Annotated in this window: 27 protein-coding genes and 1 other RNA gene; 16 read left to right on the top strand and 12 right to left on the bottom strand. The window is 63.1% G+C overall.

The genetic code is table 11. The features are described from left to right. Window positions 1-51 precede the first annotated feature (51 nt). Window positions 52-1,062, top strand: a complete 1,011-nt coding sequence (locus KLP42_RS05565; protein ID WP_215565185.1) for an LLM class flavin-dependent oxidoreductase — start codon at window positions 52-54, stop codon at window positions 1,060-1,062. 47 nt (window positions 1,063-1,109) lie between these two features. On the opposite strand, the gene KLP42_RS05560 is transcribed toward KLP42_RS05565, so the two are convergent. The 3 genes from KLP42_RS05560 to KLP42_RS05550 form a co-directional block, all read right to left on the bottom strand. Further along, window positions 1,110-1,748, bottom strand: coding sequence for a hypothetical protein (locus KLP42_RS05560; RefSeq protein ID WP_215565184.1), 639 nt, complete (start codon window positions 1,746-1,748; stop codon window positions 1,110-1,112). A 134-nt stretch (window positions 1,749-1,882) separates the two neighbouring features. Further along, the gene (locus KLP42_RS05555) at window positions 1,883-2,626 is read right to left on the bottom strand and encodes a sulfite exporter TauE/SafE family protein (protein ID WP_215565183.1); all 744 of its coding nucleotides are present in this window, start codon (window positions 2,624-2,626) and stop codon (window positions 1,883-1,885) included. 151 nt (window positions 2,627-2,777) lie between these two features. Beyond that, window positions 2,778-3,524 (bottom strand): YebC/PmpR family DNA-binding transcriptional regulator, encoded by a 747-nt coding sequence (locus tag KLP42_RS05550; protein WP_215565182.1) that lies wholly within the window; start codon window positions 3,522-3,524, stop codon window positions 2,778-2,780. A 161-nt stretch (window positions 3,525-3,685) separates the two neighbouring features. On the opposite strand from KLP42_RS05550, the gene KLP42_RS05545 reads away from it, so the two are divergent. After that, window positions 3,686-4,189, top strand: coding sequence for a pyridoxamine 5'-phosphate oxidase family protein (locus KLP42_RS05545; protein WP_215565181.1), 504 nt, complete (start codon window positions 3,686-3,688; stop codon window positions 4,187-4,189). 61 nt (window positions 4,190-4,250) lie between these two features. On the opposite strand, the gene KLP42_RS05540 is transcribed toward KLP42_RS05545, so the two are convergent. Together KLP42_RS05540 and KLP42_RS05535 are read right to left on the bottom strand one after the other, a co-directional pair. Then, window positions 4,251-5,099: an MBL fold metallo-hydrolase gene (locus KLP42_RS05540; RefSeq protein ID WP_215565180.1), complete on the bottom strand. Its 849-nt coding sequence runs from the start codon at window positions 5,097-5,099 to the stop codon at window positions 4,251-4,253. 245 nt (window positions 5,100-5,344) lie between these two features. Then, the gene (locus tag KLP42_RS05535; protein ID WP_215565179.1) at window positions 5,345-6,601 is read right to left on the bottom strand and encodes an MFS transporter; all 1,257 of its coding nucleotides are present in this window, start codon (window positions 6,599-6,601) and stop codon (window positions 5,345-5,347) included. Between the two features lie 249 nt (window positions 6,602-6,850). Here KLP42_RS05535 and KLP42_RS05530 point away from each other — a divergent pair, with 249 nt between their 5' ends. Both KLP42_RS05530 and KLP42_RS05525 read left to right on the top strand, forming a co-directional pair. After that, window positions 6,851-7,012, top strand: coding sequence for a hypothetical protein (locus KLP42_RS05530; RefSeq protein ID WP_215565178.1), 162 nt, complete (start codon window positions 6,851-6,853; stop codon window positions 7,010-7,012). 73 nt (window positions 7,013-7,085) lie between these two features. Then, window positions 7,086-7,379 (top strand): hypothetical protein, encoded by a 294-nt coding sequence (locus tag KLP42_RS05525; protein ID WP_215565177.1) that lies wholly within the window; start codon window positions 7,086-7,088, stop codon window positions 7,377-7,379. Window positions 7,380-7,425: 46 nt separating this feature from the next. Here the strand turns inward: KLP42_RS05525 and KLP42_RS05520 are convergent, their stop codons facing one another. The 4 genes from KLP42_RS05520 to KLP42_RS05505 all read right to left on the bottom strand — a co-directional run bounded on the left by KLP42_RS05520 (window position 7,426) and on the right by KLP42_RS05505 (window position 12,824). After that, on the bottom strand, window positions 7,426-8,346 hold the full coding sequence (locus tag KLP42_RS05520; RefSeq protein WP_215565176.1) for a PhzF family phenazine biosynthesis protein: 921 nt from the start codon (window positions 8,344-8,346) through the stop codon (window positions 7,426-7,428). A gap of 183 nt (window positions 8,347-8,529) precedes the next feature. Beyond that, window positions 8,530-9,429 (bottom strand): fructose bisphosphate aldolase, encoded by a 900-nt coding sequence (locus tag KLP42_RS05515; protein WP_215565175.1) that lies wholly within the window; start codon window positions 9,427-9,429, stop codon window positions 8,530-8,532. Window positions 9,430-9,649: 220 nt separating this feature from the next. Continuing rightward, on the bottom strand, window positions 9,650-10,852 hold the full coding sequence (locus KLP42_RS05510) for a phosphoglycerate kinase (RefSeq protein ID WP_215565174.1): 1,203 nt from the start codon (window positions 10,850-10,852) through the stop codon (window positions 9,650-9,652). Window positions 10,853-10,925: 73 nt separating this feature from the next. After that, the gene (locus tag KLP42_RS05505) at window positions 10,926-12,824 is read right to left on the bottom strand and encodes a potassium/proton antiporter (protein ID WP_215565173.1); all 1,899 of its coding nucleotides are present in this window, start codon (window positions 12,822-12,824) and stop codon (window positions 10,926-10,928) included. Window positions 12,825-13,042: 218 nt separating this feature from the next. Here KLP42_RS05505 and KLP42_RS05500 point away from each other — a divergent pair, with 218 nt between their 5' ends. Further along, window positions 13,043-13,210: a hypothetical protein gene (locus tag KLP42_RS05500; RefSeq protein WP_215565172.1), complete on the top strand. Its 168-nt coding sequence runs from the start codon at window positions 13,043-13,045 to the stop codon at window positions 13,208-13,210. On the opposite strand, the gene gap is transcribed toward KLP42_RS05500, so the two are convergent. Both gap and tkt read right to left on the bottom strand, forming a co-directional pair. Continuing rightward, on the bottom strand, window positions 13,203-14,213 hold the full coding sequence (gene gap, locus KLP42_RS05495) for a type I glyceraldehyde-3-phosphate dehydrogenase (RefSeq protein WP_215565171.1): 1,011 nt from the start codon (window positions 14,211-14,213) through the stop codon (window positions 13,203-13,205). The two genes, KLP42_RS05500 and gap, sit on opposite strands and share 8 nt — an antisense overlap. Before the next feature lie 71 nt (window positions 14,214-14,284). After that, a complete protein-coding gene (tkt, locus tag KLP42_RS05490) occupies window positions 14,285-16,264 on the bottom strand; it encodes a transketolase (RefSeq protein ID WP_215565170.1) in 1,980 nt (659 codons plus the stop codon). A gap of 354 nt (window positions 16,265-16,618) precedes the next feature. On the opposite strand from tkt, the gene KLP42_RS05485 reads away from it, so the two are divergent. The 11 genes from KLP42_RS05485 to rcdA all read left to right on the top strand — a co-directional run bounded on the left by KLP42_RS05485 (window position 16,619) and on the right by rcdA (window position 24,614). Beyond that, window positions 16,619-16,891: a DUF4164 domain-containing protein gene (locus KLP42_RS05485; RefSeq protein ID WP_215565438.1), complete on the top strand. Its 273-nt coding sequence runs from the start codon at window positions 16,619-16,621 to the stop codon at window positions 16,889-16,891. Between the two features lie 24 nt (window positions 16,892-16,915). Further along, a complete protein-coding gene (locus KLP42_RS05480; RefSeq protein WP_215565169.1) occupies window positions 16,916-17,293 on the top strand; it encodes a cell division protein ZapA in 378 nt (125 codons plus the stop codon). Between the two features lie 45 nt (window positions 17,294-17,338). Continuing rightward, window positions 17,339-17,497: non-coding RNA, 6S RNA (gene ssrS / locus KLP42_RS05475), on the top strand. Window positions 17,498-17,620: 123 nt separating this feature from the next. Next, the gene (locus KLP42_RS05470; RefSeq protein WP_215565168.1) at window positions 17,621-19,120 is read left to right on the top strand and encodes a sensor histidine kinase; all 1,500 of its coding nucleotides are present in this window, start codon (window positions 17,621-17,623) and stop codon (window positions 19,118-19,120) included. Continuing rightward, the gene (locus KLP42_RS05465) at window positions 19,117-19,554 is read left to right on the top strand and encodes a response regulator (RefSeq protein WP_215565167.1); all 438 of its coding nucleotides are present in this window, start codon (window positions 19,117-19,119) and stop codon (window positions 19,552-19,554) included. The genes KLP42_RS05470 and KLP42_RS05465 overlap by 4 nt, the downstream gene beginning before the upstream one ends. A gap of 15 nt (window positions 19,555-19,569) precedes the next feature. Next, window positions 19,570-20,613, top strand: coding sequence for a sensor histidine kinase (locus KLP42_RS05460; protein WP_215565166.1), 1,044 nt, complete (start codon window positions 19,570-19,572; stop codon window positions 20,611-20,613). A 199-nt stretch (window positions 20,614-20,812) separates the two neighbouring features. Continuing rightward, a complete protein-coding gene (locus tag KLP42_RS05455; protein WP_252192772.1) occupies window positions 20,813-22,099 on the top strand; it encodes a hemolysin family protein in 1,287 nt (428 codons plus the stop codon). Further along, a complete protein-coding gene (locus KLP42_RS05450; protein ID WP_215565164.1) occupies window positions 22,096-22,686 on the top strand; it encodes a 5-formyltetrahydrofolate cyclo-ligase in 591 nt (196 codons plus the stop codon). Before KLP42_RS05455 ends, KLP42_RS05450 begins: the two co-directional genes overlap by 4 nt. Window positions 22,687-22,696: 10 nt before the next feature. Continuing rightward, entirely contained in the window at window positions 22,697-23,521 is an 825-nt protein-coding gene (locus KLP42_RS05445; protein ID WP_215565163.1) for a TIGR00282 family metallophosphoesterase, read from the top strand. A 35-nt stretch (window positions 23,522-23,556) separates the two neighbouring features. Continuing rightward, a complete protein-coding gene (locus KLP42_RS05440) occupies window positions 23,557-23,748 on the top strand; it encodes a DUF1192 domain-containing protein (RefSeq protein WP_215565162.1) in 192 nt (63 codons plus the stop codon). Window positions 23,749-24,101: 353 nt separating this feature from the next. Next, window positions 24,102-24,614, top strand: coding sequence for a protease adaptor protein RcdA (gene rcdA, locus KLP42_RS05435; protein ID WP_215565161.1), 513 nt, complete (start codon window positions 24,102-24,104; stop codon window positions 24,612-24,614). A 228-nt stretch (window positions 24,615-24,842) separates the two neighbouring features. Here rcdA and KLP42_RS05430 read toward each other — a convergent pair whose 3' ends face one another. Further along, window positions 24,843-26,441: an SIR2 family protein gene (locus KLP42_RS05430; RefSeq protein ID WP_215565160.1), complete on the bottom strand. Its 1,599-nt coding sequence runs from the start codon at window positions 26,439-26,441 to the stop codon at window positions 24,843-24,845. Between the last annotated feature and the right edge of the window lie 147 nt (window positions 26,442-26,588).

Raw genomic sequence — 26,588 nt, 5'->3', positions numbered from 1 at the left:
ACCACTTCCCTAAATGGAGGACAAGTGATCCTCCAGCGGGAGTGGCAATACATGATCCCCTTCTCCATCCTCGACCTTTCGCCGGTAGCGGAAGGCTCCAGCGTCAGTGACGCGCTCGACCAGTCGCGGCGCCTGGCGCAGAAGGCCGAAGCCTGCGGCTATCAGCGGCTCTGGCTGGCAGAACATCACGGCATGCCGGGCATTGCCAGCGCGGCCACGGCCGTCGTCATCGGCCATGTGGCCGCCGCCACGCGGCATATCCGCGTCGGCTCCGGCGGCGTGATGCTGCCCAACCACGCGCCGCTGGTGATTGCCGAGCAGTTCGGCACGCTGGAAGCCCTGTTTCCCGGCCGCATCGACCTCGGCCTTGGCCGCGCGCCGGGTACGGACATGCGCACCGCCCGCGCGTTGCGCCGCAATCTCGATGCCGGTGCCGACAGCTTTCCGCATGACGTCGTCGAGCTGCAGCGGCTGCTCGGCTCGCCACGCGAAGATCAGGCGATCCTCGCCGTGCCTGGCATGGATGCCCAGGTGCCGATCTGGCTGCTCGGCTCCAGCCTCTACAGCGCGCATCTTGCGGCAGCCCTCGGCCTGCCTTACGCCTTTGCATCGCATTTTGCGCCGGACATGCTCATCGATGCGCTGGCGATCTACCGCGAACGTTTCCAGCCTTCGGCCCAGCTCGATAAGCCCTATGCCATGGTGGGCGTAATGGGTGTCTGCGCCCCGACCGATGCCGAAGCCGAACACCTGTTCACCTCGGCCCAGCAGCAGTTCATCAACCTGCGCCGCAATGTGCGCACCAGGTTTCCGCGCCCGGTCGAGAGCATGGACGGCGTGTGGAACGAGATGGAGCGGATGAGCGTCGAGCACACGCTGCGCTATGCGGCCGTCGGCGCGCCGGCAACGGTGGAAGCGAAGCTGCGGAGCTTCCTCAAGGAAACGCAAGCCGACGAACTGATCATCTCCATGCCGGTGCATGACATCGACAAGCGTCTGCGCTCGGTCGAACTGTTCGCCAGCCTGCCGCTGATGCGCCAGGCCGATGCCAGGGCAGCCTGACGCCGCACCACCGCGCGGCGCCCGCGACGGTATCGCGGGCGCAAGGGTCAGGCGGAGGCCGCAGCCGTATCCGTGGCGGAAGCGGTCCAGCTGAGATAATAGTATTTGTCGCCGATCATGCCGAAAAAGGCACTGTCGCCCGTCGTCTTGTCGATATAGCTGCCATCCTCGTTGCGCACATACTTGCCGCTGCCATCGCGCTGGAGATGCTGCTTGAGAAAGCCGCTCCACTCGGCCTGCGTCGTGGCAGACGGCGTGTTCTGCGTCGCGTCCTTCTTCGTCGCATCCCAGGCGGTCACCGCCTCTGCCCCCTCGGCATCGGTCACCGTCAGACGGCCCTCGTCGAGCGCCGTCAGCATGGCCTCGGCCTGCGCCCGGGTGGCCGGTGCCTGCTTCAGCTCCTCCAGCCGCTCCTTGAGACCGGTCATGAAGGACTGGCTGCCGATATCGGTCGAGATCGTTTGCTGCGAGGCTTCATCGGTGTCGTCGGCGGAAGTGTCCGTCGCGAGGAAGTCCGCAAGGCTGTAGGTGGTCGAGCTATCCTCGTCGCTGTCGATCCCATAGCCGGAAAGGATCGTGCTGGCGAGGCTCTGCTGGCCCGTTTCCTGCTGCTGGTCGGTCTCCTTGAAGACGCGGATTGCCGTCTGTGTCGACCACAGGCGAACGGTATCGATGGAAGAAACCATGGCTGTCTCCTGTTCGATGGCGCCCTGAGCGCGCCGCAAGCCCCCCGCACGGCACAGACTCAGAGAACGTCCGGCGGTCACGACGAAACCCTTGCAGCCGAAGCCTGCCTCTGGCTGGAGAATCGGAGCATGACTTACAAAAGACGGATGGCAGCGGTCACGACGATGATCAGCGACACCGCGATCATCAGGGGTTTCACCGGCAGGCGGCGCACGATCAATGCACCGAAGGGAGCGGCCAGCACGCCGCCGACGATGAGGCCGGCCGCCGAACTGAGCTCGCTCCAGCCGAGCGTCAGGATGAAGGTCATCGAGATGACGAAGGTGACGGAAAACTCCGTGAAATTGGTCGAGCCGATCACCTTCTTTGCCTCATGCCCGCGCCCGAGTAGTGTGCTGGTAACCACAGGACCCCAGCCGCCGCCGCCGATCGAATCCATCAGGCCGCCGAAGCCGCCGACAAAGGGTACCAGCCAGTCGCGCACATCGCGCGGCCAGGTGGGGCGAAAGGCCTTGTAGAGGATATAGAGACCGATGGCGATCAGGTAGAGCGAGATGAACGGCGAGATCACCGCGCCGTCGATATTGGCCAGCAGATAGGCACCCGCGGCACCGCCGACCATGCCGGCCGGGGCCAGCCGCGCCACGAGCCGCCAGTCGACATTGCGGTGATAGGCATGCGACAGTCCCGAGGCCGCCGTGGTGAAGCACTCCGTCACATGCGTCATCGCGCTGGCAACCGCCGGCGGCACGCCGACCGAAAGCAGCGCCGTGGTGCACAGGACGCCGAAGGCCATGCCAAGAGCGCCGTCGACGATCTGCGCCAGAAAGCCGATGAGGACGAAGATCAGGAAGTCTGAACCGAGAAAGTCGGGCATGCGGTCTGCTCCGGTTGACGAGGGCCCAACAGCTAGCCGAAACAGAAAAGCGCAGAAAGAAACCGAAATCCATTCGCAAGCGGCAGAACGAAAAACGCCGACCCCTTTTGGGGCCGGCGCCGGAACAAAATCCGCAGGAGCGGAACGGGTCTCAGGCGGAAAGCTTCGCCATGATTTCGTCGGAGACCTCGAAGTTCGAATAGACGTTCTGAACGTCGTCATCGTCTTCCAGGCTGTCGATCAGCTTCATCAGCGACTGGGCCTTTTCCTCGTCCACCGGAACGGTGTTCTGCGGCTTCCAGATGGCCTTGACGGTTTCGGCTTCGCCGAGCGTGGCTTCCAGCGCCTTCGATACTTCGCCGATGCTTTCGAAGCCGCAGATGATCGTGTGGCTCTCCTCGTCGGAGATCACGTCATCGGCACCAGCCTCGATGGCGGCTTCCATCACGGCATCCGGCGTGCCGGCCGAGGCCTTGTAGACGATTTCGCCGACGTGATCGAAGGAGAAGGACACCGAGCCGGTTTCGCCCAGTGCACCGCCGGCCTTGGTAAAGATCGAGCGGACATTGGAAGCGGTACGGTTGCGGTTATCGCTCAACGCCTCGACGATGACGGCCACGCCGCCCGGGCCGTAGCCCTCGTAGCGGACTTCGTCATAGTTCTCCGCATCGCCGCCGGCAGCCTTCTTGATGGCGCGGTCGATGTTGTCCTTCGGCATGGACTGGGCCTTGGCGTTCTGGATCGCCAGACGCAGGCGCGGGTTCATGGTCGGGTCGGGCATGCCGGTCTTGGCGGCAACGGTGATTTCGCGCGCGAGCTTGGAGAACATCTTGGAGCGGACCGCATCCTGGCGGCCCTTGCGGTGCATGATGTTCTTGAACTGTGAATGGCCAGCCATGGCACCCCTTCATCGCAGAAAATGTCCGGAATGGCGGGCTTATAGGCACGAAAGCGGGTCCGTTCAAGAAAAAAGCGGATCATCGCGGCATTGCCCGTTTCGGAACAAAGCCTGCCGGGGCGGCGTTCCTTTCCCGACCCCTCATCAGGAAAGGATTGCCAATGGTAAGTCTGACGGAAGCACGCGAAGCGCCGGCACGCCAGCTTTGGGACGAGATCAACACGGTTCACGCCGGCATGCTGGGGATCGAAGGATCCTCAATGCACATGCAGCCCATGGCGCCCAATGCGGACCCGAAAACCAACACCATCTGGTTCTTCACCCGCACCGATACGGATCTGGCGCAGGCCATCCGGCCCGGAACCCGCGCGCATTTCTGCGTGATCGGCAAGAACCACGACTATCATGCCTGCCTGGCCGGCGTGATCGAGGCCCGCAAGGACCAGGCGAAGATCGACGAATACTGGAGTTCCGTCACCGCTGCCTGGTACGAGCACGGCAAGGAGGACCCGCGGCTGACGCTGCTGGCGCTGCATGTGGATGATGCGGAAATCTGGGCCTCGACCGACAGCAGCCTGAAATTCGGCTGGGAGGTGGCCAAGGCGAACCTCAACGAGGAAAAGACGCCGGATATCGGCATCCGCCAGCATCTGAGCTTTGCCTGAGATCGGCAGGGAGCCCGGTCAGCCGGGCTTCTTCCGGGCGGTTGCCCCTCGGTGTTCCGCCTCAGAGGCCGGGCGGTACGATGATCTGCGGCTTGCGCGGCAGGCTGCGCATCGACACCGTGATTGCGTCGTTGCTGCCATAGATCACTTCGTAGCGGCCGTCGAACATGGCGATGAAGCGCTCGAGCGGCTGACCGCCCCGGTGCATGGGCAGGATCAGCGAGGAGCGCAACCGCTGCACCACGCGGCTCATGCTGTCGGCTCCCATGGTCAACCCGCCATCGGTCGGCACCATCAGGATGTCGAGACGACCGATCTCGGTATAATGCGCATCCGTCAACTCGTGATGCAGGTGGCCGAGATGGCCGATGCACAAGCCGGCAATCTCGAAGATGAAGATGGAATTGCCGTTCTCCTCGAAACCGCCATAGGAGCGGATGTCGGTCGCGACATTGCGCACATAGGCGTCACCCACCAGAATGTTGTGCACCGCCTTCTCGCCGGGCACGTCGCTCCAGCCATGCAGCACATGTTCGATGCCGGGCTCCGGCTGCAGCGTGTAATGGGTGGAATGCGCCTTGTTCATCGTCACGATGTCGGGCGTCAGCGAGGGCCTGTGCACCCCGGAATAATCGGTGGCGATCACCGCGCCGCCAGGGCTTTCGATCTGATAGGTGGAGTGACCGACAAAGGTGATGCGCACCTCCTCGCGCGCCGAAAGCTGCCCGGTCCAGATGGGCCCGGTGCTGGCGAAGATGGCTCCTGGAACGGCCTCGGCAATGGCCTGGCACTGGCTGACGGGCATCTGCGCGCGCTGGGTTCCCGGCTTGGCGGGCAGGCCCTGGGCAAGGGCTATCACCGGAGCGAACAGGCATGCAACAACGGCGAATGCGACAGTGCGCAGCATCATGTGCCACTCCCCCTCGTCTTTCCTGCGCGAAAAGGATGGGGCAGGCCTGCCGACACGTCCAGCACGAAGTTGCGCCGGATGCTCACAATCCTGTCATTGCATCGGATCTGGCATCGGATCTGGAACGGCGTCGGGCCTGGCAGGCTCTTGCCCCTGCCAATCCCTGGGATGCGAGGGCATCCGGCCCGGCGCGCGGCAGGCCCGACGCAGCCGTGCGGCCGGCGATGCGGCCGGTCAGCCCCGGCTCAGCGTCCCTCGCCGTCGGCCGGGGCACGCGGATCGAGCGTCAGGCTTTCCGGTGTGGCCAGGGAAGCGATTGCCGCCGGCGCCGCGGTGTAATTGTCCTTCTCCGCCGTGGAAAGCGCCGCCCGCATGCGGCTGCGCAGGATGGCATAGACCACCACCGCCACATGCGCGACGGCGGTGACGGCAAACAGCGCATGCGGCCCGAAATGCGTCATCACCGGGCCGCCGAGCGTCGGGCCGATGATCGTGCCGATGCCGAACAGCAGCAGCAGGCCGCCGGAGACCTTCACGAAATCCTCGGACGCCGCGAAGTCGTTGGCATGGGCAACCGCGATGGGGTAGAGCGCGTTGGCGGTGGAACCGTAGATCGCCACCAGCACCATGATCACATAGACATTCATCGGCTGCAGCAGCACGAGAAGGATGCCGGCAACGGCCGCAATGCCGGACAGCGCGGCCAGCACGTAACGCCGGTCCATCCGGTCGGACAGGCGACCGGCGGGAAACTGGATGATCGCGCCGGCAAAGATGGTGATAGACACCATGACAGCGATCGCGGCCTGATTGAGCCCCGCCTGCGCGGCGAAGACGGCAACGAGCGTGCCGTAGGCACCGTTGGCAATGCCGATCATCAGGATGCCGACGAAGGAGACCGGCGAATTGCGGAACAGGCTCGGCAGGTCGAGGCTCACCCGCTTCAGCGGCTGCGGCGAGGCCGCCGTCGACAGCGTGGTCGGCAGGATGGCGACGCAATAGAGAATGCCGCAGACCATGAACAGAATGGGCGTCGAGACATCGACCACGCCAACCAGCAGCTGGCCGCCGACGACGCCCAGCAGTGTGATGGCGATGTAGAGGGAAAAGATCGCGCCCCGGCTTTCGTTGGTCGCCCGCTCGTTCAGCCAGCTTTCGATGATCATCGAGGTGCCGGCCGTGCAGAAGCCGGTGACGGCGCGCAGCGTCAGCCAGGCGACGTCATCCACCACGATGCCGGTGACCAGCACGTTGAGGCAGATGATCGCCCCGAAGCCGGAAAAGGCCCGCACATGGCCGATGCGGCGCACCAGAAGCGGTGCGACGAAGCAGCCGGCAACGAAGCCGCCCGCCCAGCTTGTGCCCAGCAGGCCCAGAACCTCGTTCGAATAGCCCTCCAGCGTGCCGCGCACGGGCAAAAGCAGGCCCTGCAGGCCATTGCCGAGAAACAGGAAGAGAGTGCCGAGCAGAAGACTGAGAACGGGCAGGAGATTACGAGGCATTGGCGGGACCGCAGATGTTCCGGTTCGGTTTCGGCGAACAGTAATGCACGCCAATCGTTAAACTTGATCCGCCAGTCACGTCGAAAGGCATGAACAACCATGCATCCGAACAGCAACCAACGAAGCGGGAGGCATAGCCCCGGCCTGACCAGCAAAACAATGGTTCCGAATCTCGCCCCCGACAGCTATCTGTGGTGCCGGCAAAAAATGTCCAGCCTGTGGCTGACGTGATCATGCGACAGGAAAAACATGACGAAACTTATCGGTCTGCTGCTGCTTCTTGCCATGCTGGTGCAGATCATCAAGCCGCTCGGCCTGCCGGGCCTGCGGCGGCGTGCGGATTTCTGGAAACTGGCCGTGGTTGCCTTCGCCGCCTGGGCCGTCACGCTTCTGCTGCGCGACCTGACCTGACCCCGCCGGATGGCGTGCTCTCATGCGAAGGCGGAAAGATAACGACGGCTCGACGCAGAATGAAAATCGGCCTATGCTGGCACCTCACTCCGGCAAGGTCTGGTGCACCATGGCGACCATGCTCAAAATCCTCTTCTGCTTCGCAGCCCTCGCGATCAGCTTTCCATTGTGGTTTCCGGCCATGATGTGGCTGTTCGGCATGATGGCTGGTCTTTTCGGCGTCGCGATCGGCCTGTTCAGCGCCCTGTTCGCGCTGGCGATCGTCGGAGGTGTTCTGGCGAGCATCTTTGCGCTGCCGGCACTGCTGCTGGTCGTCCTGCTGGTCTGGCTGGCCTTTTTCCGCCAACGCCGCCTGCCGGCCGACTGACGGCCGGCCTCATGCCGGGTCCCCGCTGTCTGCAGGGACTTGGCCGTCACGGCTGCGACAAGGCACCCTCGAGCACGGGCACGCATGCACCGGCAATGGTAACGGATTGCGCCATGCCGCCGTCTTTCTCGACGCGCACCTCGATAAGGCTCGCGCGGCCCATCTCGACACCCTGTTCGATGGTGAAGTCGAACACGCCATGCGGCGCTGCATCCAGCCTGGCAAGGAAGGCGCACAGCGCGCCCGACGCGCTGCCTGTGGCCGGATCCTCCGCGACATTGTCGAGCGGGGCAAACATCCGCGCCCGCAGCCGGAACCGGTCGACCGGGTCGCGCACATAGAGAAATAGCGGAAAATCTCCCTCGGGCGTCGGCTGGACGGCCACGGCCTGCCGCACGGCGGCAAGATCGGCGCGGGCGCGACCAAGCGCGTCGAGGTCCGTCAGTTCCGCCACCACGAAAGCGAGCCCGACGGAGACGATGCGCGGCGGATGAACCCGGCTGCACACGTCCCCCGGCTGCAGCGAGGCGCAGGCCGCCACCGTCTCCGGCGCAACCGTGTCGAGAACCTGCAACGCCCGCGGCGCGCGGATCGCGGCGCCCGTCACCTGCCCGTTCCGCCGCCGAAGCTCAACCGCGACAAGCCCCGCCTTCTCCTCGAACAGCAGCCGGTCGCCGACCGGCTTGCCGAACAGCTGCGCCTGCTGACCGAGCACATAGGCGGTGCCGACATTCGGATGGCCGGCAAAGGGCACTTCCGTCACCGGCGTGAAAATGCGCACCCGCGCATCATGCCCCTGATCTTCCGGCGGCAGGACGAAGGTGATTTCCGAATAGCCGAACTCGGCGGCAATCTGCTGCATGGTCTGATCGTCGAGACCGCGCGCATCGGGAAACACGGCAAGCGGATTGCCGGTAAAGCGCTGCTGCGTAAACACGTCGACAGTCACGAAAGCGGCTCTGGTCATCGCATCCCCTCCCCCCCCGGCCTCAGCCGAACGTCTTTTCCTCTTGCCTACACAGGTCATCTGGGTAGCGCGCCGGCGGACTTGCATCCAGCCAAAGTTCCTGACGCAACCGATCAGAAAATGTGAAGGGCCGCCCCTTGCCGGAGCGACCCTTCTCCTCCCCTCCGTAAAGGCGGACTGGCCTCAGCCGACCTTGTTGACGCTCGCGCCGTAGATCTGGTCGATCGTCGCGGCAAGGCTGTCATTGAATTCGGCGTCAGTCATGGAAACGCGCAGGCCTTCGGTGAGGCCGCGCGAGAAGCTGGCGATCATGCCGTGATTGTGGCTGAGCTTCTCGCAGGCATCCACGGTGCTGTAGCCGCCGGAAAGGGCAACGACGCGCACGACGGACGTGTGGGCAACCAGCGGCGCGTAGAAATCGGCAACCGTCGGGATCGTCAGCTTCAGCATGACGGTTTCACCCGCCTGAAGCGTGTCGAGATGTTCGCCGATCACGTCACGCAGAATGGCTTCTGCCTCGACCTTGGTCGGGCTCTTGATCGAGACTTCCGGCTCGATGATCGGCATCAGGCCCTGGCCGATGATCTGGCGCGCCACCTCGAACTGCTGGGCAACGACGGCTTGGATGCCGGCCTTGTCGGCATGGGCAATCACCGAGCGCATCTTGGTGCCGAAGATCCCCTTCTCGCGGGCGCGGATCAGGAGCGCATCGAGATCGGGCATCGGCTTCATGGTCTGGACGCCGTTCTCCTCGGCATTCAGGCCCTTGTCCACCTTGAGGAAGGGCACGACGCCGCGTTTTTCCCACAGATAGGAGGGCACTTCCTGGCCATCGACGTCGCCGTCCATCGTCCGCTCGAACAGGATGGCGCCGATCACCTTGTCACCGGTGAAGGCCGGCGCCGTCATGATGCGGACGCGCATGGCGTGCATCAGGCGGAACATTTCCTCTTCGGTCTGATAGTCGGTGTCGGACACGCCGTAAAGACGCAGCGCTCCAGGTGTTGAACCCCCGCTCTGATCCAGCGCCGCGATAAATCCGGGCGCAGAACTCATCTTGTCCAACATCTTGGCGTACCCCATGCTTATACTCCTGTCCCTAAAGTCGGCGCCCAATGCGTCCATATCCGGATGGATACTATTCGCCGATAACAGAAGTTTTTTAACAGGGAAATCCTAGGCTTAACGCTTGAAACGATTGAATTTCTTTCAATCGTTTAAAATTTAAAAAAAGAGTTTAAACCGATTTACGCCGGAGCGCAGCCTTCCATATAGGTGCGCTCCGGTTTTCAGGAAGGACGGATCAGGCGCCCTTGGACAGAACGGCGACGCCCGGCAGTTCCTTGCCTTCCATCCATTCGAGGAAGGCGCCGCCGGCGGTCGAGACGTAGGAGAAGTCGTCGGCCACGCCGGCATGGTTCAGGGCCGACACGGTGTCACCGCCGCCGGCAACCGAGACGAGCTTGCCGGCCGCCGTCTGGGCCGCGGCAAATTTCGCGGCAGCAACGGTGGCCGCATCGAAGGGCGCGATCTCGAAGGCGCCGAGCGGGCCGTTCCAGACCAGCGTCTGAGCCCGTTCGATCCAGCCATTGATCGCCTCAATCGACTTCGGGCCGACGTCGAGCACCATGGCATCGGCCGGAATGGCCTCGATATCGACCACTTCGTTGTCGGCACCGGCCTTGAACTCGCGGGCAACGACGCCGTCGACCGGCAGGATGATGGCGCACTGGGCGCTCGCCGCCTCGATCATGATCTGCTTGGCGGTTTCGGCCAGGTCATGTTCGCAAAGCGACTTGCCGACATTCGTGCCGCGCGCCGCGATGAAGGTATTGGCCATGCCGCCGCCGATGACCAGCGCATCGACCTTCTTCACCAGATTCATCAGAAGATCGATCTTGGTGGACACCTTGGCGCCGCCGACAATGGCGACGACCGGACGGTTCGGCTTGCCGAGGCCCTTTTCCAGAGCCTCCAGCTCGGCCTGCATGGTGCGGCCGGCATAGGCGGGCATGTGATGGGCAAGCCCTTCGGTGGAGGCATGGGCGCGGTGGGCGGCAGAGAAGGCGTCGTTGACGTAGAGGTCGCCATTGGCGGCCAGCGCCCGGGTGAACTCGGCGTCGTTCTTTTCCTCGCCCTTGTGGAAGCGGGTGTTTTCCAGAAGCAGGATGTCGCCGTCCTGCATGCCGGCCACGGCATCTGCCGCGGCGGGACCGATGCAGTCATCGGCAAAGAGCACCGCGTGATCGAGCACCTGCTCGACGGCCGGCGCGATCAGCTTCAGCGACATCTCGGCCACCGGCTCGCCCTTCGGACGGCCGAAATGGGCCAGCAGGATCACCTTCGCGCCCTTGCCCGACAGCTCCAGGATCGTCGGCGCCACGCGTTCGATACGGGTGGTGTCGGTCACCTTGCCATCGGAAACAGGCACGTTGAGATCGACGCGCACGAGGATGCGCTTGCCCGCGATGTCTGAGAGGTCGTCAAGGGTCTTGAAGGCCGCCATGGTCTGGATCCGTTGTTCTGGGTTGGAATTTCGAAGCGGACCATACCCCACCTGACCGGTGACGCAAGGCGGTTCAGACGGGATTTTCATCCCGGGGCGGCGCTGATGCCGGCGGCGTTTCCGCAGCCGGTGGCTTGGCCTGGCCGGTCCCCTTGGGGCCTGCCGCAACCGTCTTGCCGCGATAGCGCCGCAGCGTGTCACGCACCCGGTGGGCGATTTCCTGCATGTTGATGAAGATCGGCAGCCTCGTCGCCGGCTCCACCGCCTCCAGCGAAATACCGACGGAATCGATGTGTCCGTGCTCGTCGATATCGCGCACGATCAGGATGATCGAACCGAGGCGCACCCGATCCGCATATTCGGCGCGCCCGCCAAGCCTGTAGGTCATCAGGTCGCCGATCGTCATGGCCTGCTCGGCAACGCTGAGGAGGCCCGGACCATAGGCCGCATCCAGTTCCTTGGCCGGGCGCGAGGGCGAGATGGCGAAGGCGCCGAAGAAATCCGCATCGTCCTCGTCCACCGGCGCCCGGCTGGCAAACAGCCGGTCGAGCAGGCGCGAGTAGCCGGGCGCGATGAAGAGATAGACATAATCGTTCTCGCGCAGCCGGCCGGCATACTGGTAGCGCATGCTGCGCCCGTCGCGGATGACGAGCGAAGGCATGGCCCAGCGCGGAATGCGCTCGCCGCGCAAGACCGGACTGTCCTTGATGACGCGGTAGGAAATCAGCTCGTGCGTCGCCCGGCCCGGCAGGTCGAGTTCCACCTTGTCCACCTCGCCCATGCGCGGCGGAATGATGAGGCCGAGCCGCTCGGCGACCGGCTTGATCGTCCAGCCCTGCACCATCAGCGAGACCAGCACGATGATGAAGGCGATGTTGAAATAAAGGTGGTTGGTATCGACGCCGCCCAGCATGGGCATGATGCCGAGCAGGATCGAGACGGCGCCGCGCAGGCCGACCCAGGCGACGAAGCCGATTTCCTGCTGGGTATAATCGAATGGCAGCAGGCTCAGCCACACGGCAATGGGACGGGCAACGAAGATGAGGAACAGCGCGAGACCGACCGCCGGCAGCAGGATGGACGGGAACTGCGAGGGCGTCGCCAGCAGCCCGAGCACCAGGAACATGACGATCTGCGCCAGCCAGGTCAGCCCATCCTGGAAGCGGGTGATCGCCTCCTTGGCGAAGATCTTGCGATTGCCGGCAAAGATGCCGGCCACATAGACGGCCAAGAAGCCGCTGCCGCCGACCGCGCCGGTGAAGGCGAAGACCAGAAGCGACAGCGTCAGCACGAAGATCGGCGCCAGACCGCGATCGACCGGCAGCCTGTTCAGCACCGCAACGATCATGATGCCGCCGAGCAGGCCGAGCGAGACGCCAAGCCCCATCTGCTTGACGAACATCGCCAGCAGATCGAGATTGAAGCCGCCCGCGCCATGGCCGGAGCCGATCAGTTCCACCAGCGCCACGGTGAGGAACACGGCCATCGGATCATTGGTGCCCGATTCCACCTCGAGGCTGGAGCGCACCTTGTCGCGGATGTGGATGCCGCCGATGCGCAGCAGGAAGAAGACGGCCGCCGCATCGGTCGAGGCAACGATCGACCCCAGCAGCAGGCCCTCCAGCCAGCTCAGCCCCAGCATCAGCGAGGCGGCGAAGGCGAAGATGGAGGCCGTCAGCACCACGCCGAGCGAGGCAAGCGTGATGGCCGGAACCGCGGCGATCTTGAAGGCATGCAGCGATGTGCCGAAGCCGGAATCGAACAGGATGACCGCCAGCGCCAGAGAACCGATCATGTAGGCAGCGGGATAATTGCTGAAATCGATGCCGATTCCGTCGACCCCGGCAACCAGGCCGATCATCAGGAACACGAGAAGCAGCGGTGCGCCGAAGCGGAAAGCGAGAAGGCTGGAGAAGGCCGCCGCCAGAACCAGCACGGTCCCAACCAGCAGAATGATGTAAAATGCCTCCAAAGCCCGCGCCCTCCTTCGTTGTCCTTCATCGACGGCTCAGCGCCGTCCTGCACGATCCGCCGTCGCGGATCCTCATAGCCTGCCTGCAGCCCGGACGATGCCGCGGACCCGCATGGACGACAACGGCGGCAGACGCCGCAGACGGCTGTCGCGCCGCCATCGGCGCATCATGCGCCGGGCGTGACCGCTTCAGGGTAAAGCGGGAGCCGGAAAAGTCCATGCAGATCCGGCTCATGCCGGAGAATCAGGCGATGCTTTCATTAGACGGCATCAAATCCGGCAGGAGAAGGGCGAAGCGGAAAAAAGCCGGTTGCGACGCAACAAAAAAGCGGCCGGGCTACTGCCCGACCGCCTGCAAGGCGATGATCCCGGTTCGGATCAGATGAACTTGGCCAACGCAACCGCCGTGTCGGACATGCGGTTGGAGAAGCCCCACTCGTTGTCGTACCAGGTCAGGATGCGCACGAAATTGCCTTCCAGCACCTTGGTCTGGTCGAGCGCGAAGATCGACGAATGGCTGTCGTGGTTGAAGTCGCGGGAGACGAGCGGCTCGTCGGTGTAACCGAGAATGCCCTTCAGCGCGCCGTTCGAAGCGGCGATGATGGCCTCGTTGACCTCTTCCTTCGTGGTGTTCTTCTTGGCGACGAACTTGAAGTCGACGACCGACACATTCGGGGTCGGCACGCGGATCGAGGTACCGTCCAGCTTGCCCTTCAGTTCCGGCAGAACCAGGCCGACGGCCTTGGCGGCACCGGTCGAGGTCGGGATCATCGAGAGCGCTGCCGCGCGGGCGCGGTAGAGATCCTTGTGCATGGTGTCGAGCGTCGGCTGGTCACCGGTGTAGGAGTGGATCGTGGTCATGAAGCCATGGTCGATGCCGATGGCGTCGTTCAGCACCTTGACGACCGGAACCAGGCAGTTGGTCGTGCAGGAGGCGTTGGAGATGACCAGATGGTCCTTGGTCAGCTTGTCGTCGTTGACGCCGAACACCACGGTCAGGTCGGCGCCGTCGGAGGGAGCCGATACGATGACGCGCTTGGCGCCGGCCGTCAGGTGGGCGGCAGCCTTGTCACGGGCGGTGAAGATGCCGGTGCATTCCATGGCGATGTCGACGCCGAGTTCGGCATGCGGAAGCGTTGCCGGGTCCTTGATCGCCGTCACCTTGATCGGCTTGCCGCCGCCGACGATGATGGTGTCGCCTTCGACCTTCACATCGGCCGGGAACTTGCCGTGGATCGAATCGTAGCGCAGCAGGTGGGCGTTGGTTTCGACCGGGCCGAGATCGTTGATCGCGACGACCTCGATGTCGGTGCGGCCGGATTCGACGATGGCGCGCAGAACGTTGCGGCCGATACGGCCGAAGCCGTTAATGGCAACCTTGACAGTCATGTGCATTCACTCCCTTGAAAATGCGCTTTTAAGGTAATGGACGGGGCGCCGTGCAGGCGCCCCTTGCTGGCTCAGAGCTTGGCTTCCGCGGCGGCCACGACGGCCTCCGCCGTGATGCCGAAATGCTTGTAGAGTTCCTTGGCCGGGCCGGAGGCGCCGAAGGACTTCATGCCGATGAAGGCGCCATCGCTGCCGATGAAGGCATCCCAGCCCTCGCGCACAGCCGCTTCCACCGCGATCTTCACCGGCGAATGACCGATGATCGCCTCGCGATAGTCTTCGGACTGCTCGAAGAACAGCTCGACGCAGGGAACGGATACGACGCGGGTGGCAATGCCCTTGGCTTCCAGCATCTCGGCCGCCTTGACGGCGATTTCCACTTCAGAGCCGGAGGCGAAGATCGACACCTTCGCATCGCTCACCGACACGAGTTCGTAGGCACCAGAGGCGCAGAGATTGCGCTCCTCGTATTCCTTGCGCATCGGCGCGAGATTCTGGCGGGTAAGCGCCAGGCCGGAGGGGCGCTTCTTCTCCTTCAGCGCCAGCTGCCAGCACTCGGCCGTCTCGACCTCGTCGCACGGGCGGAACACCAGCAGGTTCGGAATGGCGCGCAGCGCCGCAACATGCTCGACCGGCTGGTGGGTCGGGCCGTCCTCGCCGACGCCGATGGAATCATGCGTCCAGACATGCACGACGCGGATGCCCATGAGCGCCGCGAGGCGCACGGACGGACGGCAGTAATCCGAGAAGATCAGGAAGCCGCCCGAATAGGGGATCAGGCCGCCATGCAGCGCAATGCCGTTCATCGCGGCAGCGGTCGCATGCTCGCGGATGCCCCAGTGCATGTAGCGACCGGAAAAGTCCGTCGGCGTGATCGCCTTCATCTGGCTGGTCTTGGTGTTGTTGGACGGCGTCAGGTCGGCCGAGCCGCCGAGCGTTTCCGGCAGCAGGCCGTTGATGACTTCCAGCACGTCCTCGGAGGCCTTGCGGGTGGCAACCGTCGGCGGATTGGCGGCGATCTTCTGCTTGAAGGCGTCGATGGCGCTGTCGAAGCCGCCCGGCAGGTCGCCGGCGAAGCGGCGCACGAATTCGGCGCGCGTCTCGGCTGCCGTTGCGGCCAGACGCTCTTCCCATTCCTTGCGCGCCTTGGTGGAGCGCAGGCCGGCCAGACGCCAGGCGTCCAGCACGTCGGCCGGAACGACGAAAGCTTCCGATTCCCAGTTCAGCGCCTTGCGGGCGGCAGCGATCTCATCGGCGCCGAGCGGCGAGCCATGCACCTTGTGCGTGCCCTGCTTGTTCGGCGCGCCGAAGCCGATGATCGTCTTGGCGGCGATCAGCGTCGGGCGGTCGGAGGACTGGGCCTTCTCGATGGCGGCTGCGATCGCATCCGGATCATGGCCGTCAATCTCGATCGTGTTCCAGTGCACGGCCTTGAAGCGGGCGATCTGGTCGGTGGAGTCCGACAGGGAGACCGCACCGTCGATGGTGATGTTGTTGTTGTCCCAGAAGACGATCAGCTTGTTGAGCTTCAGGTGGCCGGCAAGCGCGATGGCTTCCTGGCTGATGCCCTCCATCAGGCAGCCGTCGCCGACCAGCGCATAGGTGAAGTGGCTCTGCAGGTCGGAGCCGAATTCCTGGGCGAGCTTGCGCTCGGCGATCGCCATGCCGACGGCATTGGCAATGCCCTGACCAAGCGGACCCGTGGTGGTTTCGATGCCGGAGGCATGGCCGTATTCCGGATGGCCGGCGGTCTTGGAGCCGAGCTGGCGGAACTGCTTGATGTCCTCGATCGTCATGTCCTCGTACCCGGTGAGGTAGAGGAGCGCATAAAGCAGCATCGAGCCGTGGCCGGCCGACAGCACGAAGCGGTCGCGGTCCGGCCAGAGCGGATTCTTCGGATCGAATTTCAGGTAACGGCTGAACAGGACCGTGGCGATATCCGCAGCGCCCATCGGCAGGCCGGGATGGCCGGAATTGGCCTTCTCGACGGCGTCCATGGCAAGGAAACGGATCGCGTTCGCCATCCGGTTATGTTTTTCGGGAGAGGTCATGGCTAGTCCGCTGGTTCGCAGTGTCAATCACGGTCCTTGAAAAGGACCAAATGAGGCGCGGTCGATCCTTATCAGGTGCAACGGCCAAGTCAACAAACCGGACGGGCCGGAGTGGGTTCCAATACGATTTGCCGCGCCGGCCGGGATCAGCCACCCCGCCCCCGCCACGCAACCCCTTTCCCGCAGCCTCAGGTGGCGGCGGCAGGGACCCTGTCGGCGTGATCCACAGGCATCGACGCCTGCCGCCCGCCGCTTTGTTGACCCTGTTGCCCGCCATGCTCTAGTGTAAAAGCCCTGATCATGAGCGGATGCACGCGATTCGTGCGTGAGCCGCTGAGGCCGAGTACCAGCAGGATGCCGGTGGACAAAACCTTGGACGCAGCTCTTTCCCAGCTCCGGGACGCCGTGAACGGCCTGGAAAATGCCATAGACATGCGCATTGAACGCCAGCGCGAAGCCGCCGACGTGGAGAACGAGGTGCGCCGGGTGCATGCGGATCGCGCGCGCCTTGCCCAGGAACTGGACCAGGCGGAATTTCGCGCAAACCGCCTCGAAGAGGTGAATCGCGAAGTGTCGCGACGGCTGGTGACGGCGATGGAGACGATCCGCGCCGTCCTCGACCGCTAGCGTCAGAGGCATGAAGGAACACGCATGGCGCAAGTCACGGTGACGATCGACGGCAAGGCCTATCGCATGGCCTGCGAGGAAGGCCAGCAGGCCCATCTGGAAAATCTTGCGCTGCGCTTCGACCGCTATGTCAGCCACCTGAAGAGCCAGTTCGGCGAGATCGGCGACCTGCGCCTCACCGTGATGGCCGGCATCATGGTGATGGACGAGCTTTCCGAGGTCGGCCGCAGGCTTGCCGCCGTCGAGGGCGAGCTTGCCGTGCTGCGCCAGAGCCATGACGGCGTGGAACTGCAGCAGCAGCGCAACGACGAGGCGGTAGCCGCGGCACTGAGCGATCTCGCCAGCCGTCTCAACGGCATCACCGCCAAGCTGAACGCCCGCCCGCCGGCCGCAACGAATTGATGCATTGCCTCTGGCGCAATGGCGCATCCTGACCTATATTGAAGTTGCGGTCTGCGCTTCCCGACAGGAACCACAATCCCTGGGGCCATACTCGATCCAAAGGGAGCTGTCCCTGACCAGGCCCGTGGGCCTGGACACACGGTGCCCACCTACTTTTGTAGGCGCCCAGGATCGTAAATCTCCATCGGTCGTCGTGGATCGTACTTCATTTTCCGGACGAGGCTGCGGCAAGGCGCCTGCGCGACCTGCCACAAAGTCCGCCTCTGTCCTTGACATCCTGATCCGCCGCTCCATTTGCCGCCGCCTGGGGACAGGTTTTCGCGTACCATGCCATTTTCACACACCAAGTTTGCCCGCTCGTCGGTGCTGATGCTGCTTGTCGGCGCGGGCGTTCTCGCCGCCATCGTCATTGCCTCCGTCATCCTGTCGCGCATGACGCAGAGCTATTTCGACGATGTGGTGAAGCTGCGCGACCTGCGTTCGGCCTCCTCCGACATGATGCTCTATCTGCGCGCCGCCGAGGCCGGCCAGCGAGGCTATCTGCTGACCCGCGACGACGAGTTCCTCGCCCCCTATACGGCGGCGACGCAGGGCATGGCCCGCCAGCGCGAGCGCCTGCATCGCAGCTATTCCAACCAGTCCGCCGTGGCCTTCCCGATGGCTCAGTTCGAGTCCCTGCTCGACCGCAAGCTGGAAGAGATGAAATCCACCGTCGAACTTGCCCGGGAAGGACGCTTCGACGAGGCGAACGACATCGTGCGCAACGAAAGCGGCCGGGAGATCATGGATGCGATGAGCGCGCAGCTGGTTACGCTGGTGCGCGACCTCGACGAACGGCTGAATACCGGCGTCGCGGACCTGCGCGATACCGCAAGCGCCCTGCAATGGTTCACCATCGGCGGCGGTCTCGTCATCATGGTGGTTGTCGGCGGGGCAATCCTGGTGGTGGCGCAGCATGTGCGGGAGCTGTCGCGCGCCCATCACGAGGTCGAGGAACTGAATGCCGGGCTGGAGGAGCGCGTCAACGAGCGCACCGAGGACCTGATCCAGGCCAATCGCGAGATCCAGCGCTATGCCTATATCGTCTCGCACGACCTGCGCGCGCCGCTGGTCAACATCATGGGCTTCACCAGCGAACTGGACCAGACGCTGAAATCGATCCGCGCCTATGTGCTGGCGGATGAACGCTCGCCGAGCGAGGACGACATCCGCCAGGCGCGGCTGGCCGTGGAAGAGGACCTGCCGGAAGCGATCTCCTTCATCCGTTCCTCGACCAGGAAGATGGATGGCCTGATCAACGCCATCCTGAAGATCTCGCGCGACGGTCGCCGCGAGCTGAAGCCGGAGCCGATCGACCTCAAGGACCTGTTGGAGGCCACCGCCAACAGCATCAACCACCAGGTGACGGAAGGCGGCGGCGAGGTGACGATTGCCGTCGGCAACGCCCGGCGGCTGGTGACCGACCGCTTCTCGCTGGAGCAGGTCTTCGGCAACCTGTTCGACAATGCGGTCAAGTACAAGCATCCCGACCGGGCACTCAGCCTCAGCGTCCGGGCACAGCCGGCCGGCCGCAATTTCCTGCGCATCGAAGTGGCCGACAATGGCCGCGGCATTGCGCCCGAAGACCATGAGCGCATCTTCGAACTGTTCCGGCGGTCCGGCCTGCAGGACAGCCCGGGCGAAGGAATCGGGCTTGCCCATGTGCGCTCGCTGGTGCGTAATCTCGGCGGCGAGATCACCGTCCAATCCACCCTCGGCAGCGGCTCCACCTTCATCATCCGCCTGCCGACCGATCTTTCCCAGTATGTCAGGAGTAACGGGTCATGAAGGCAGCAGGTCGTGAAGTCACCATCGTGATGGTCGAGGATGATGAGGGCCATGCGCGCCTCATCGAGAAGAATGTGCGCCGGGCCGGCGTCAACAACGAGATCGTGCCCTTCACCAACGGCAATGCAGCGCTCGACTACATCCTCGGGCCGGATCGCACCGGCGACAACATCCAGGGCCGCTATATCCTGATCCTGCTCGACCTCAACCTGCCGGACATGTCCGGCATCGACATTCTGGAGAAGGTCAAGTCCAACCAGCACGCCAAACGGCTGCCGGTGGTGATCCTGACCACGACGGATGACGAGCGCGAAATCCAGCGCTGCTACGATCTCGGCGCCAATGTGTACATTACCAAGCCGGTGGACTATGACAGCTTTGCCAACGCCATCCGGCAGCTCGGCCTGTTCTTCTCCGTCATGCAGATCCCCTGAGGTTCCGTTCCGCCGATGCCTGAGACCATTCTCTATGTCGATGACGATGTCGCGCTCGGTCGCCTTGCCCAGCGTTCGCTCGGTCGGCTCGGCTATGCGGTGGAACATGTGACGGATGGCGCGGCCTGCATGGCCGCACTCGAGGCACGCCGGTTCGATGCGGTGGTCCTCGATCATTACCTGAAGGCGGAGACGGGCCTCGACATCCTGCGCCGCTTTCGCGAGCGGGGCTACAGCGTGCCGGCGATCTATGTCACCGGCTCCAGCGAGGCAACGATCGCGGTCGATGCGCTGAAGAACGGCGCCTCCGACTATGTGATCAAGACGGTCGGCGAGGAATTCTGGTCGCTGATGGAAAGCGCGCTGCGCCAGGCTATCGCCACCGCCGAACTCCGGCGGGAAAAGGAACGTGCCGACCAGGAGATCCGGCTCGGCAAGGAGCGCGCCGAGGTTCTGCTGGCGGAGGTGAACCATCGCGTCGCCAACAGCCTGGCCCTGGTGGCCGCCCTGATCCGCCTGCAGGCGACCAACAGCCGCGACGAGACGGTGCGCGCGGCACTGAGCGAAACACAGGCGCGCATTTCCGCCATCGCCGGCATGCACCGCAGCCTCTACACCTCCGAGGACGTGCGGCAGGTGGAAATGGACAAATATCTGAGCACGCTGGTCAAGGAGGTGCAGGGTTCCGTCAATGTCGGAAGCCAGGGCCCCTCCATCCGCCTCGATGCCGATCCGGTGGTGCTTGCCTCCGATCGCGCCGTTTCCGTCGGCATGATCGTCACCGAGCTTCTGACCAATGCGATCAAATATGCCTATCCGCCCGGCAGCGAGGGCGAGGTTCGGGTTCTGCTGACGCGCGGCCCCGATGGCCGCGCCCTGCTCGCGGTCGAGGACGATGGCATCGGCATGGAGGAGGGATCGGTTCCGAAGGGCACCGGCCTTGGCAGCCGCATCATCCGCTCCATGGCCACGACCCTTGGCTCGGCCATCCGCTACGTGCCGTCGCGGCCCGGAACACGGGCGGAACTCTGCCTCGATCTTGCCCCCGAGCCGGCATAAGGACGCGCAATCGCGGCATCCGCGCGTTGCAATGCGGCCCCCGCACCGCTACATTGCCCTCATTGTCAGCCGCTGCCCGCCGGAAACCCTGTTTTTGTTCCGGCGCCGGCGCGGCAGGATTGGCCGGCTGATCGTGCCGATCCGGGAGACGTCGCGATTTTGCGGCCCGTCGTCCCTGACGTTAACCCATGAGCGTCTCTTGATAACCGAAATTGTAATTGTCGTATTGCTGACCCTGCTGAATGGCGTACTCGCCATGTCGGAACTGGCGGTGGTTTCATCTCGCCCCGTGCGCCTCAAGGTGATGGCGGACCAGGGCAACAAGGGGGCATCGCTGGCATTGCGGCTGGCCGAAAACCCCGGCCGCTTCCTCTCCACCGTGCAGATCGGCATCACGCTGGTCGGCGTGCTGTCGGGTGCCTTTTCCGGTGCAACCCTTGGTGCCCGCCTTGCCGGCTGGCTGGAGGCCCAGGGCCTGTCCGCCGGTCTTGCCGATGGGCTCGGCGTCGGCTCCGTGGTGGTGGCCATCACCTATCTCTCGCTGATCCTCGGCGAACTGGTGCCGAAGCAGATTGCGCTGCGGGCGCCGGAATCGGTCGCGGCGCGCGTGGCACCGGCCATGCTGATCCTGTCGCGTTTCGCGCTGCCGCTGGTCTGGCTGCTCGATGCGTCCGGCAAGGCGGTGCTCGGCCTTCTCGGCCAGCGCGGCCAGTCGGAGGAGCGGATGACGGACGAGGAAATCCGCAGCGTGCTGGCCGAGGCGCAAAGCGCCGGCGTGATCGAGACGGAGGAATCCGCAATGATCTCCGGCGTCATGCGGCTCGCCGACCGCACCGCGCGCGGCCTGATGACGCCGCGCCGCGATGTCGAGGTGATCGACATCGAGGACGACATGGCCGAGATCCGCGCGCAGCTGCGCGCCACCCAGCGCACCCGCCTTCCCGTGCGCAACGGCTCTTCCGACGAGATCCTCGGCGTTCTCTTCCTCAGGGATTTCTACGAGGCGATCGGCCAGGGCCAGGATCCGGACATCCTGAACAATATGCGCGAAGCGCCCGTCGTCTCCGACCTCACCGGTGCGCTCGACGTGATCCAGGCGCTGCGCAAGGCGCCGGCGCAGATGGTGCTGGTCTATGACGAATACGGCCACTTCGAAGGCATCATCACCTCCGGCGACATTCTGGAAGCCATTACCGGCGTGTTCCAGGAGGACGAGGTGGAAGAACCGGCCCTCATCCAGCGCGAGGACGGCTCCTATCTGGTGGCCGGCTGGATGCCGATCGATGAATTCTCCCACCAGATGGGCTTTTCGGTGAAGGACGATCCCGATTACGAAACGGTGGCGGGCTTCGTTCTGGACGAGTTGAAGCGCCTGCCGGAACTCGGCGAGGGCTTCAGCCGCAATGGCTGGAGCTTCGAGGTGGTGGACCTCGACGGCCGGCGGATCGACAAGCTGCTGGTGCGCCGACTGGCCGATGCCGCATGAGCGACGGGACCGATCCGACGGCCGCCAAGGCGAGACTGCGCGGCGAACGGCTTGCCGCGCGCAACGCACTGCCGGCTGACGCGCGCATCGAGAAAAGCCTGCTGATTGCCGAGCATGGCCGGGCGAGCATCACGGTCGAGCCCGGCGCCGTGGTTTCCGGCTTCCTGCCGATCCGCTCCGAGGCGGATATCCGCCCCCTCCTTTCTGCGCTGCGCAGCGCCGGCGCCCGCATCGCGGTGCCTGTCATCCTCGACAAGGAAACCATCGTGTTTCGCGAGCTGGTGGCGGGCGCGGAACTGGTGCCGATGGGCTTCGGCACTTGTGGGCCGGGACCGGAAGCCGCCGTGCTCGATCCGGACGTGATGCTGATTCCGCTCTCCGTTTTCGACGCGCATGGCCAGCGCATCGGCTATGGCGGCGGCTATTATGACCGCGCCATTGCCCGTTTGCACAGGAAAGGCAGGCATCCCGCGCTGATCGGCATTGCCTTTGATTGTCAGGAGGTGGCATCTGTTCCGGCAGAACCTCATGACGTGCGGCTGGACGCGATCCTGACGGAAAGCGGGTTCCGGCCTTTCAACAGTTGATCGGACAGGCATGCGACTTCTCTTTCTCGGCGACATGGTAGGCAAGACGGGCCGGACGGCCGTCTGGGATCGCCTGCCCGGTCTCGTCTCCGACCTGAAGCTGGATTTCGTGATCGTGAATGGCGAGAACGCGGCGGGGGGCTTCGGCATCACCGAGGACATCTTCCTCGAAACCATCAATGCCGGCGCCGACGTGGTCACCACCGGCAACCATGTGTGGGACCAGAAGGAGGCGGTCGTGTTTGCCGGCCGTCACGAACAGTTCCTGCGGCCTGCCAACTATCCGGCCGGCACGCCCGGCCGCGGCTCCGGCCTTTATTATGCCCGCAATGGCGCGCGGGTGCTGGTGGCCAACATCATGGGCCGCGTCTTCATGCATCCGGAACTGGACGATCCCTTCAAGGCCGCCGAGGCAATCCTGGCCGCCTGCCCGCTGAAGGAACAGGCCGATGCCATCGTCTTCGATTTCCATGCGGAGGCGACCAGCGAAAAGCAGTGTTTCGGCCATTTCGTCGATGGCCGCGCGAGCTTCGTCGTCGGCACCCACACCCATGTGCCGACCGCCGACCACCAGATCCTGACCGGCGGCACAGCCTACATGTCGGATGCCGGCATGTGCGGCGATTACGATTCCTCGCTCGGCATGGACAAGGAAGAGCCGCTCAACCGCTTCATTTCCAAGATGCCGAAGGGGCGTTTCGAGGCGGCCTCCGGCCCGGCGACCATCTGCGGCGTCGGCGTCGAAATCTCCGATTCCACGGGTCTTGCCGAAAAGATCGCGCCGCTGCGCATCGGCCCGCGCCTGACGGAGGCCCTTCCCGATTTCTGGCGGTAAGGCCGGGGAGGCCCGGCACAAAGGAGGAGACGGCCATGAGCATCTTCGATGACGACAAGCCCGCAAAGCGCCCCGCCCACGAGATCGGTTGCGATCTCTCGCTGCTCTCGGTCGAGGATCTGGAGCAGCGGATCGCCCTTCTGCAGGCGGAAATCATCCGGCTGCAGGGCGAGCGCCAGCGCAAGGATGCCGGGCGAAAGGCCGCCGAAAGCCTCTTCAAGATCTGAGGCGATAATCCGAAGCCCTATCGGCATCCGGAAAATCCGGTGGTATTTTAAACGCATGTTAAGCAATCCCGACGATGATCGGGACTGTCCGGTTCTGCCGGGCTCAGACGGTTTCTGCTCGGGATTTCCTTGTGGTGAAGAGGTCTGATTCTCCCTGTTTTACCTTGAGAGCCGCTCCTGCGGCTCTTTTTTTTGCCGCCCTGTGTAAACTGTGGGAATTAACCCTTCCTTAAGAATTGCCTTGCGGATTTCCGCTACTGGTAGCATCTTCTGGGCCACGAACTGCGGTGCACGGAACTTTCGTCCGTCTCCGCCATTGCTCAACAAGTTGATGCGTTAGCAGGAATATCTCGATGTCAGAACAGGTATTGAATACCGTCAGTTTCGCCGGCCGCGCCGCTAACTCGTCGCAATTCAAGGCGCTCTACAGCGAGGGCATGGCACTGGTGGAAGAAACCGCCGCCTATCTCGATGGCCCGGGCCGCGCCGCATCGAAGGTGCTTCCGCGTCTGGCAACGGTGCTCTATGCCGCCGAATCCATGCGTCTCACCACCCGCCTGATGCAGATGGCCTCCTGGCTTCTGCTGCAGCGCGCCGTCAACAACGGCGAAATGAGCCATGACCAGGTGGTGGCCGAAAAGAGCAAGGTGCGCCTCGACGGTTTTAACGTCGACCGCATGGCGCCCGGCTGGGGCGACCTGCCGGAAGCCTTCCGCGACCTCGTGGAGCGGTCGCTGCGCCTGCAGAACCGCGTTGCCCTGCTCGACCGCGAAATCTACCGCCCGAATGAAACCATCGTGCCGGACAACGAAAACAGCGTGCGCGCCCAGCTCGACCTGCTGCGCACCGCCTTCAGCGCCAGCTGAACGCGGGCTGGAAGTTTTCGAATGCCGAAAGCGGGCCGCGTGCCCGCTTTTTTGTGTTTGGTGGGGATAGGCTTGCGCCTTCATCTCCGCCATTTAGCCTGCTTATTATCCCTTAAAAAGCTGCCAGTCGCCGTACTAAGCCAGATGCTCATCCTGGGTGGAAAGTGGACGATCCGATATAACTTCACGCAAGCCAAGCAAACATAGAGACGCTAATCGGAGCTTGTGTTAAAAACCGTACATTAACCGATCAACCAAGCATACAGCCTTGCGATACGCCGTCCGGTACGGATCCACCTCAAAGTTGCCTAGATTATCGCGGAGGAAATGGCGCAATTCATGCGGATCTATATCAGCAACAGGCTGGAACGCCACCATAAGCAAGGCCTCGGAAGGATCTGAGGCTTTTTGGATAATAGACTTGGTCGAAAGACCTACGAAGGACGATTTGTATCGCCCTGCGTATGAGGGCAGCGTGTAATCTGCCTTCCGCAGCTTCTCAACAACCTTCTTCGCGCCTTCGTAGTTCGATTTAGCCAGATCCTCATCCGATTTTATTCCTACGGCGTTCAGATATCTGAAGATGGGAATGAATGTTCGATTTGATCTAGCGTAGGCCGGGAAAGCTGAGCTTAGCAGATCGGATGCGTGGAACTTTGATGTGTCTTCGAGACAATCTATAAACACCTCGTCAGGTGAAATTCCTGAGTAGCCTTTTTTCGCAAAGGCACTTTCAACCGCTTTTTCGACCTTGGCCCCAAAATCCTGCTGACGCTGGGCAACGCCGACTCCGACTACGAACTCGACAGATTCTGCGGAACCGATCTCGTCGTAGTTAACGACCGCGATCTTTTTTTCGCTTTCAATTGGTGCATGCACCAGTTCGTAAAGCTGCTCTTTGAAAAAGCGTAGCACCCTTGCAGGCATCTTGCGCTTCGACTCCGACAAGGCTGCGTAAACCTCACCAAAGTCCGCAAACTTTGCCACCATCATCGTTACACTGAATTCGCCGGATTGGATCGTTGTCTTCTCAATAACGGGTTCCTCATTGCCTGCGGTACGCTGGATGAAGATGAGATTCTGCTGGAAAACGTCAATCTTGTCCTGAGGCAAGCATTTGGCAATCGACGAGATTAGTGCACGGATGTGAGGGTCGGTGATCGAATATCCGAAGAAAATGATCGGATGCTCAACAAAAATAGTCACTAGCTTAGCCGCCAGATATGGGTTTCGGTCGTTAAACTCAGCGTAATCGTCGGCCGTCAGGACGAGACTTTGTGGATCGCTCGCAGAGCCGTGGATTTTGTAGATTTCGCCGATCGACTGCGGATTGGAGAATAGTAATTCTTCCTGCCCTACAAAAACCTTGTAGTCTGGGAAGAGTTCATCAAGGAAAAAATCCCAGTTCGTAGTAATGATCCCATCCACGGCAACTTTGGATAACGCGGCGATTTCACCACCAAATTCTGACTTTCGCGCATCCTCCAAAGAGTATTGGCCTAGATAGTTGGCAATCTCGACTTTCAAAGCATCGGCGCTTCCTTTGACGACGCCGGAGAACCGACGCCGATTGTCTGCCATCTCAGGCGCAGACCACCACCACTCGTTATAGTCACGTGCCATGTAAGACGCGGCAGCAGGCAGGTCGCCATCCGCCTTCGAGCTATAATAGCCAAAATCTTTGATTGGTTCGCAGAAATGCTGCAGTAGCCCAGCCCAATCAGCTAGGCCTAGGTATCGACGGGAGAAACCAGAGCCCACAAACAGGAATGGCGCTGCGGGATGCTTCTGCAGGATCGCTTTAAGTTCGTCGCCAGGCGCGGCCATATCGACTCTCCATCGTATTGGAGAATGTCCTGCCATGAAATCTGTTTATCGCCAACACCACTGGCGAAGAAGTGTAAACGCTGGTCAGACCATCACGCCATTAACGTCACTAGCGACACAAGGAGTGCTCTTGGGTCGAAAATGGCC

It is taken from the genome of Rhizobium sp. CSW-27 (assembly GCF_018760785.1).
GTDB lineage: Bacteria > Pseudomonadota > Alphaproteobacteria > Rhizobiales > Rhizobiaceae > Neorhizobium.
This window is presented reverse-complemented; position numbering and strand designations above follow the sequence as displayed.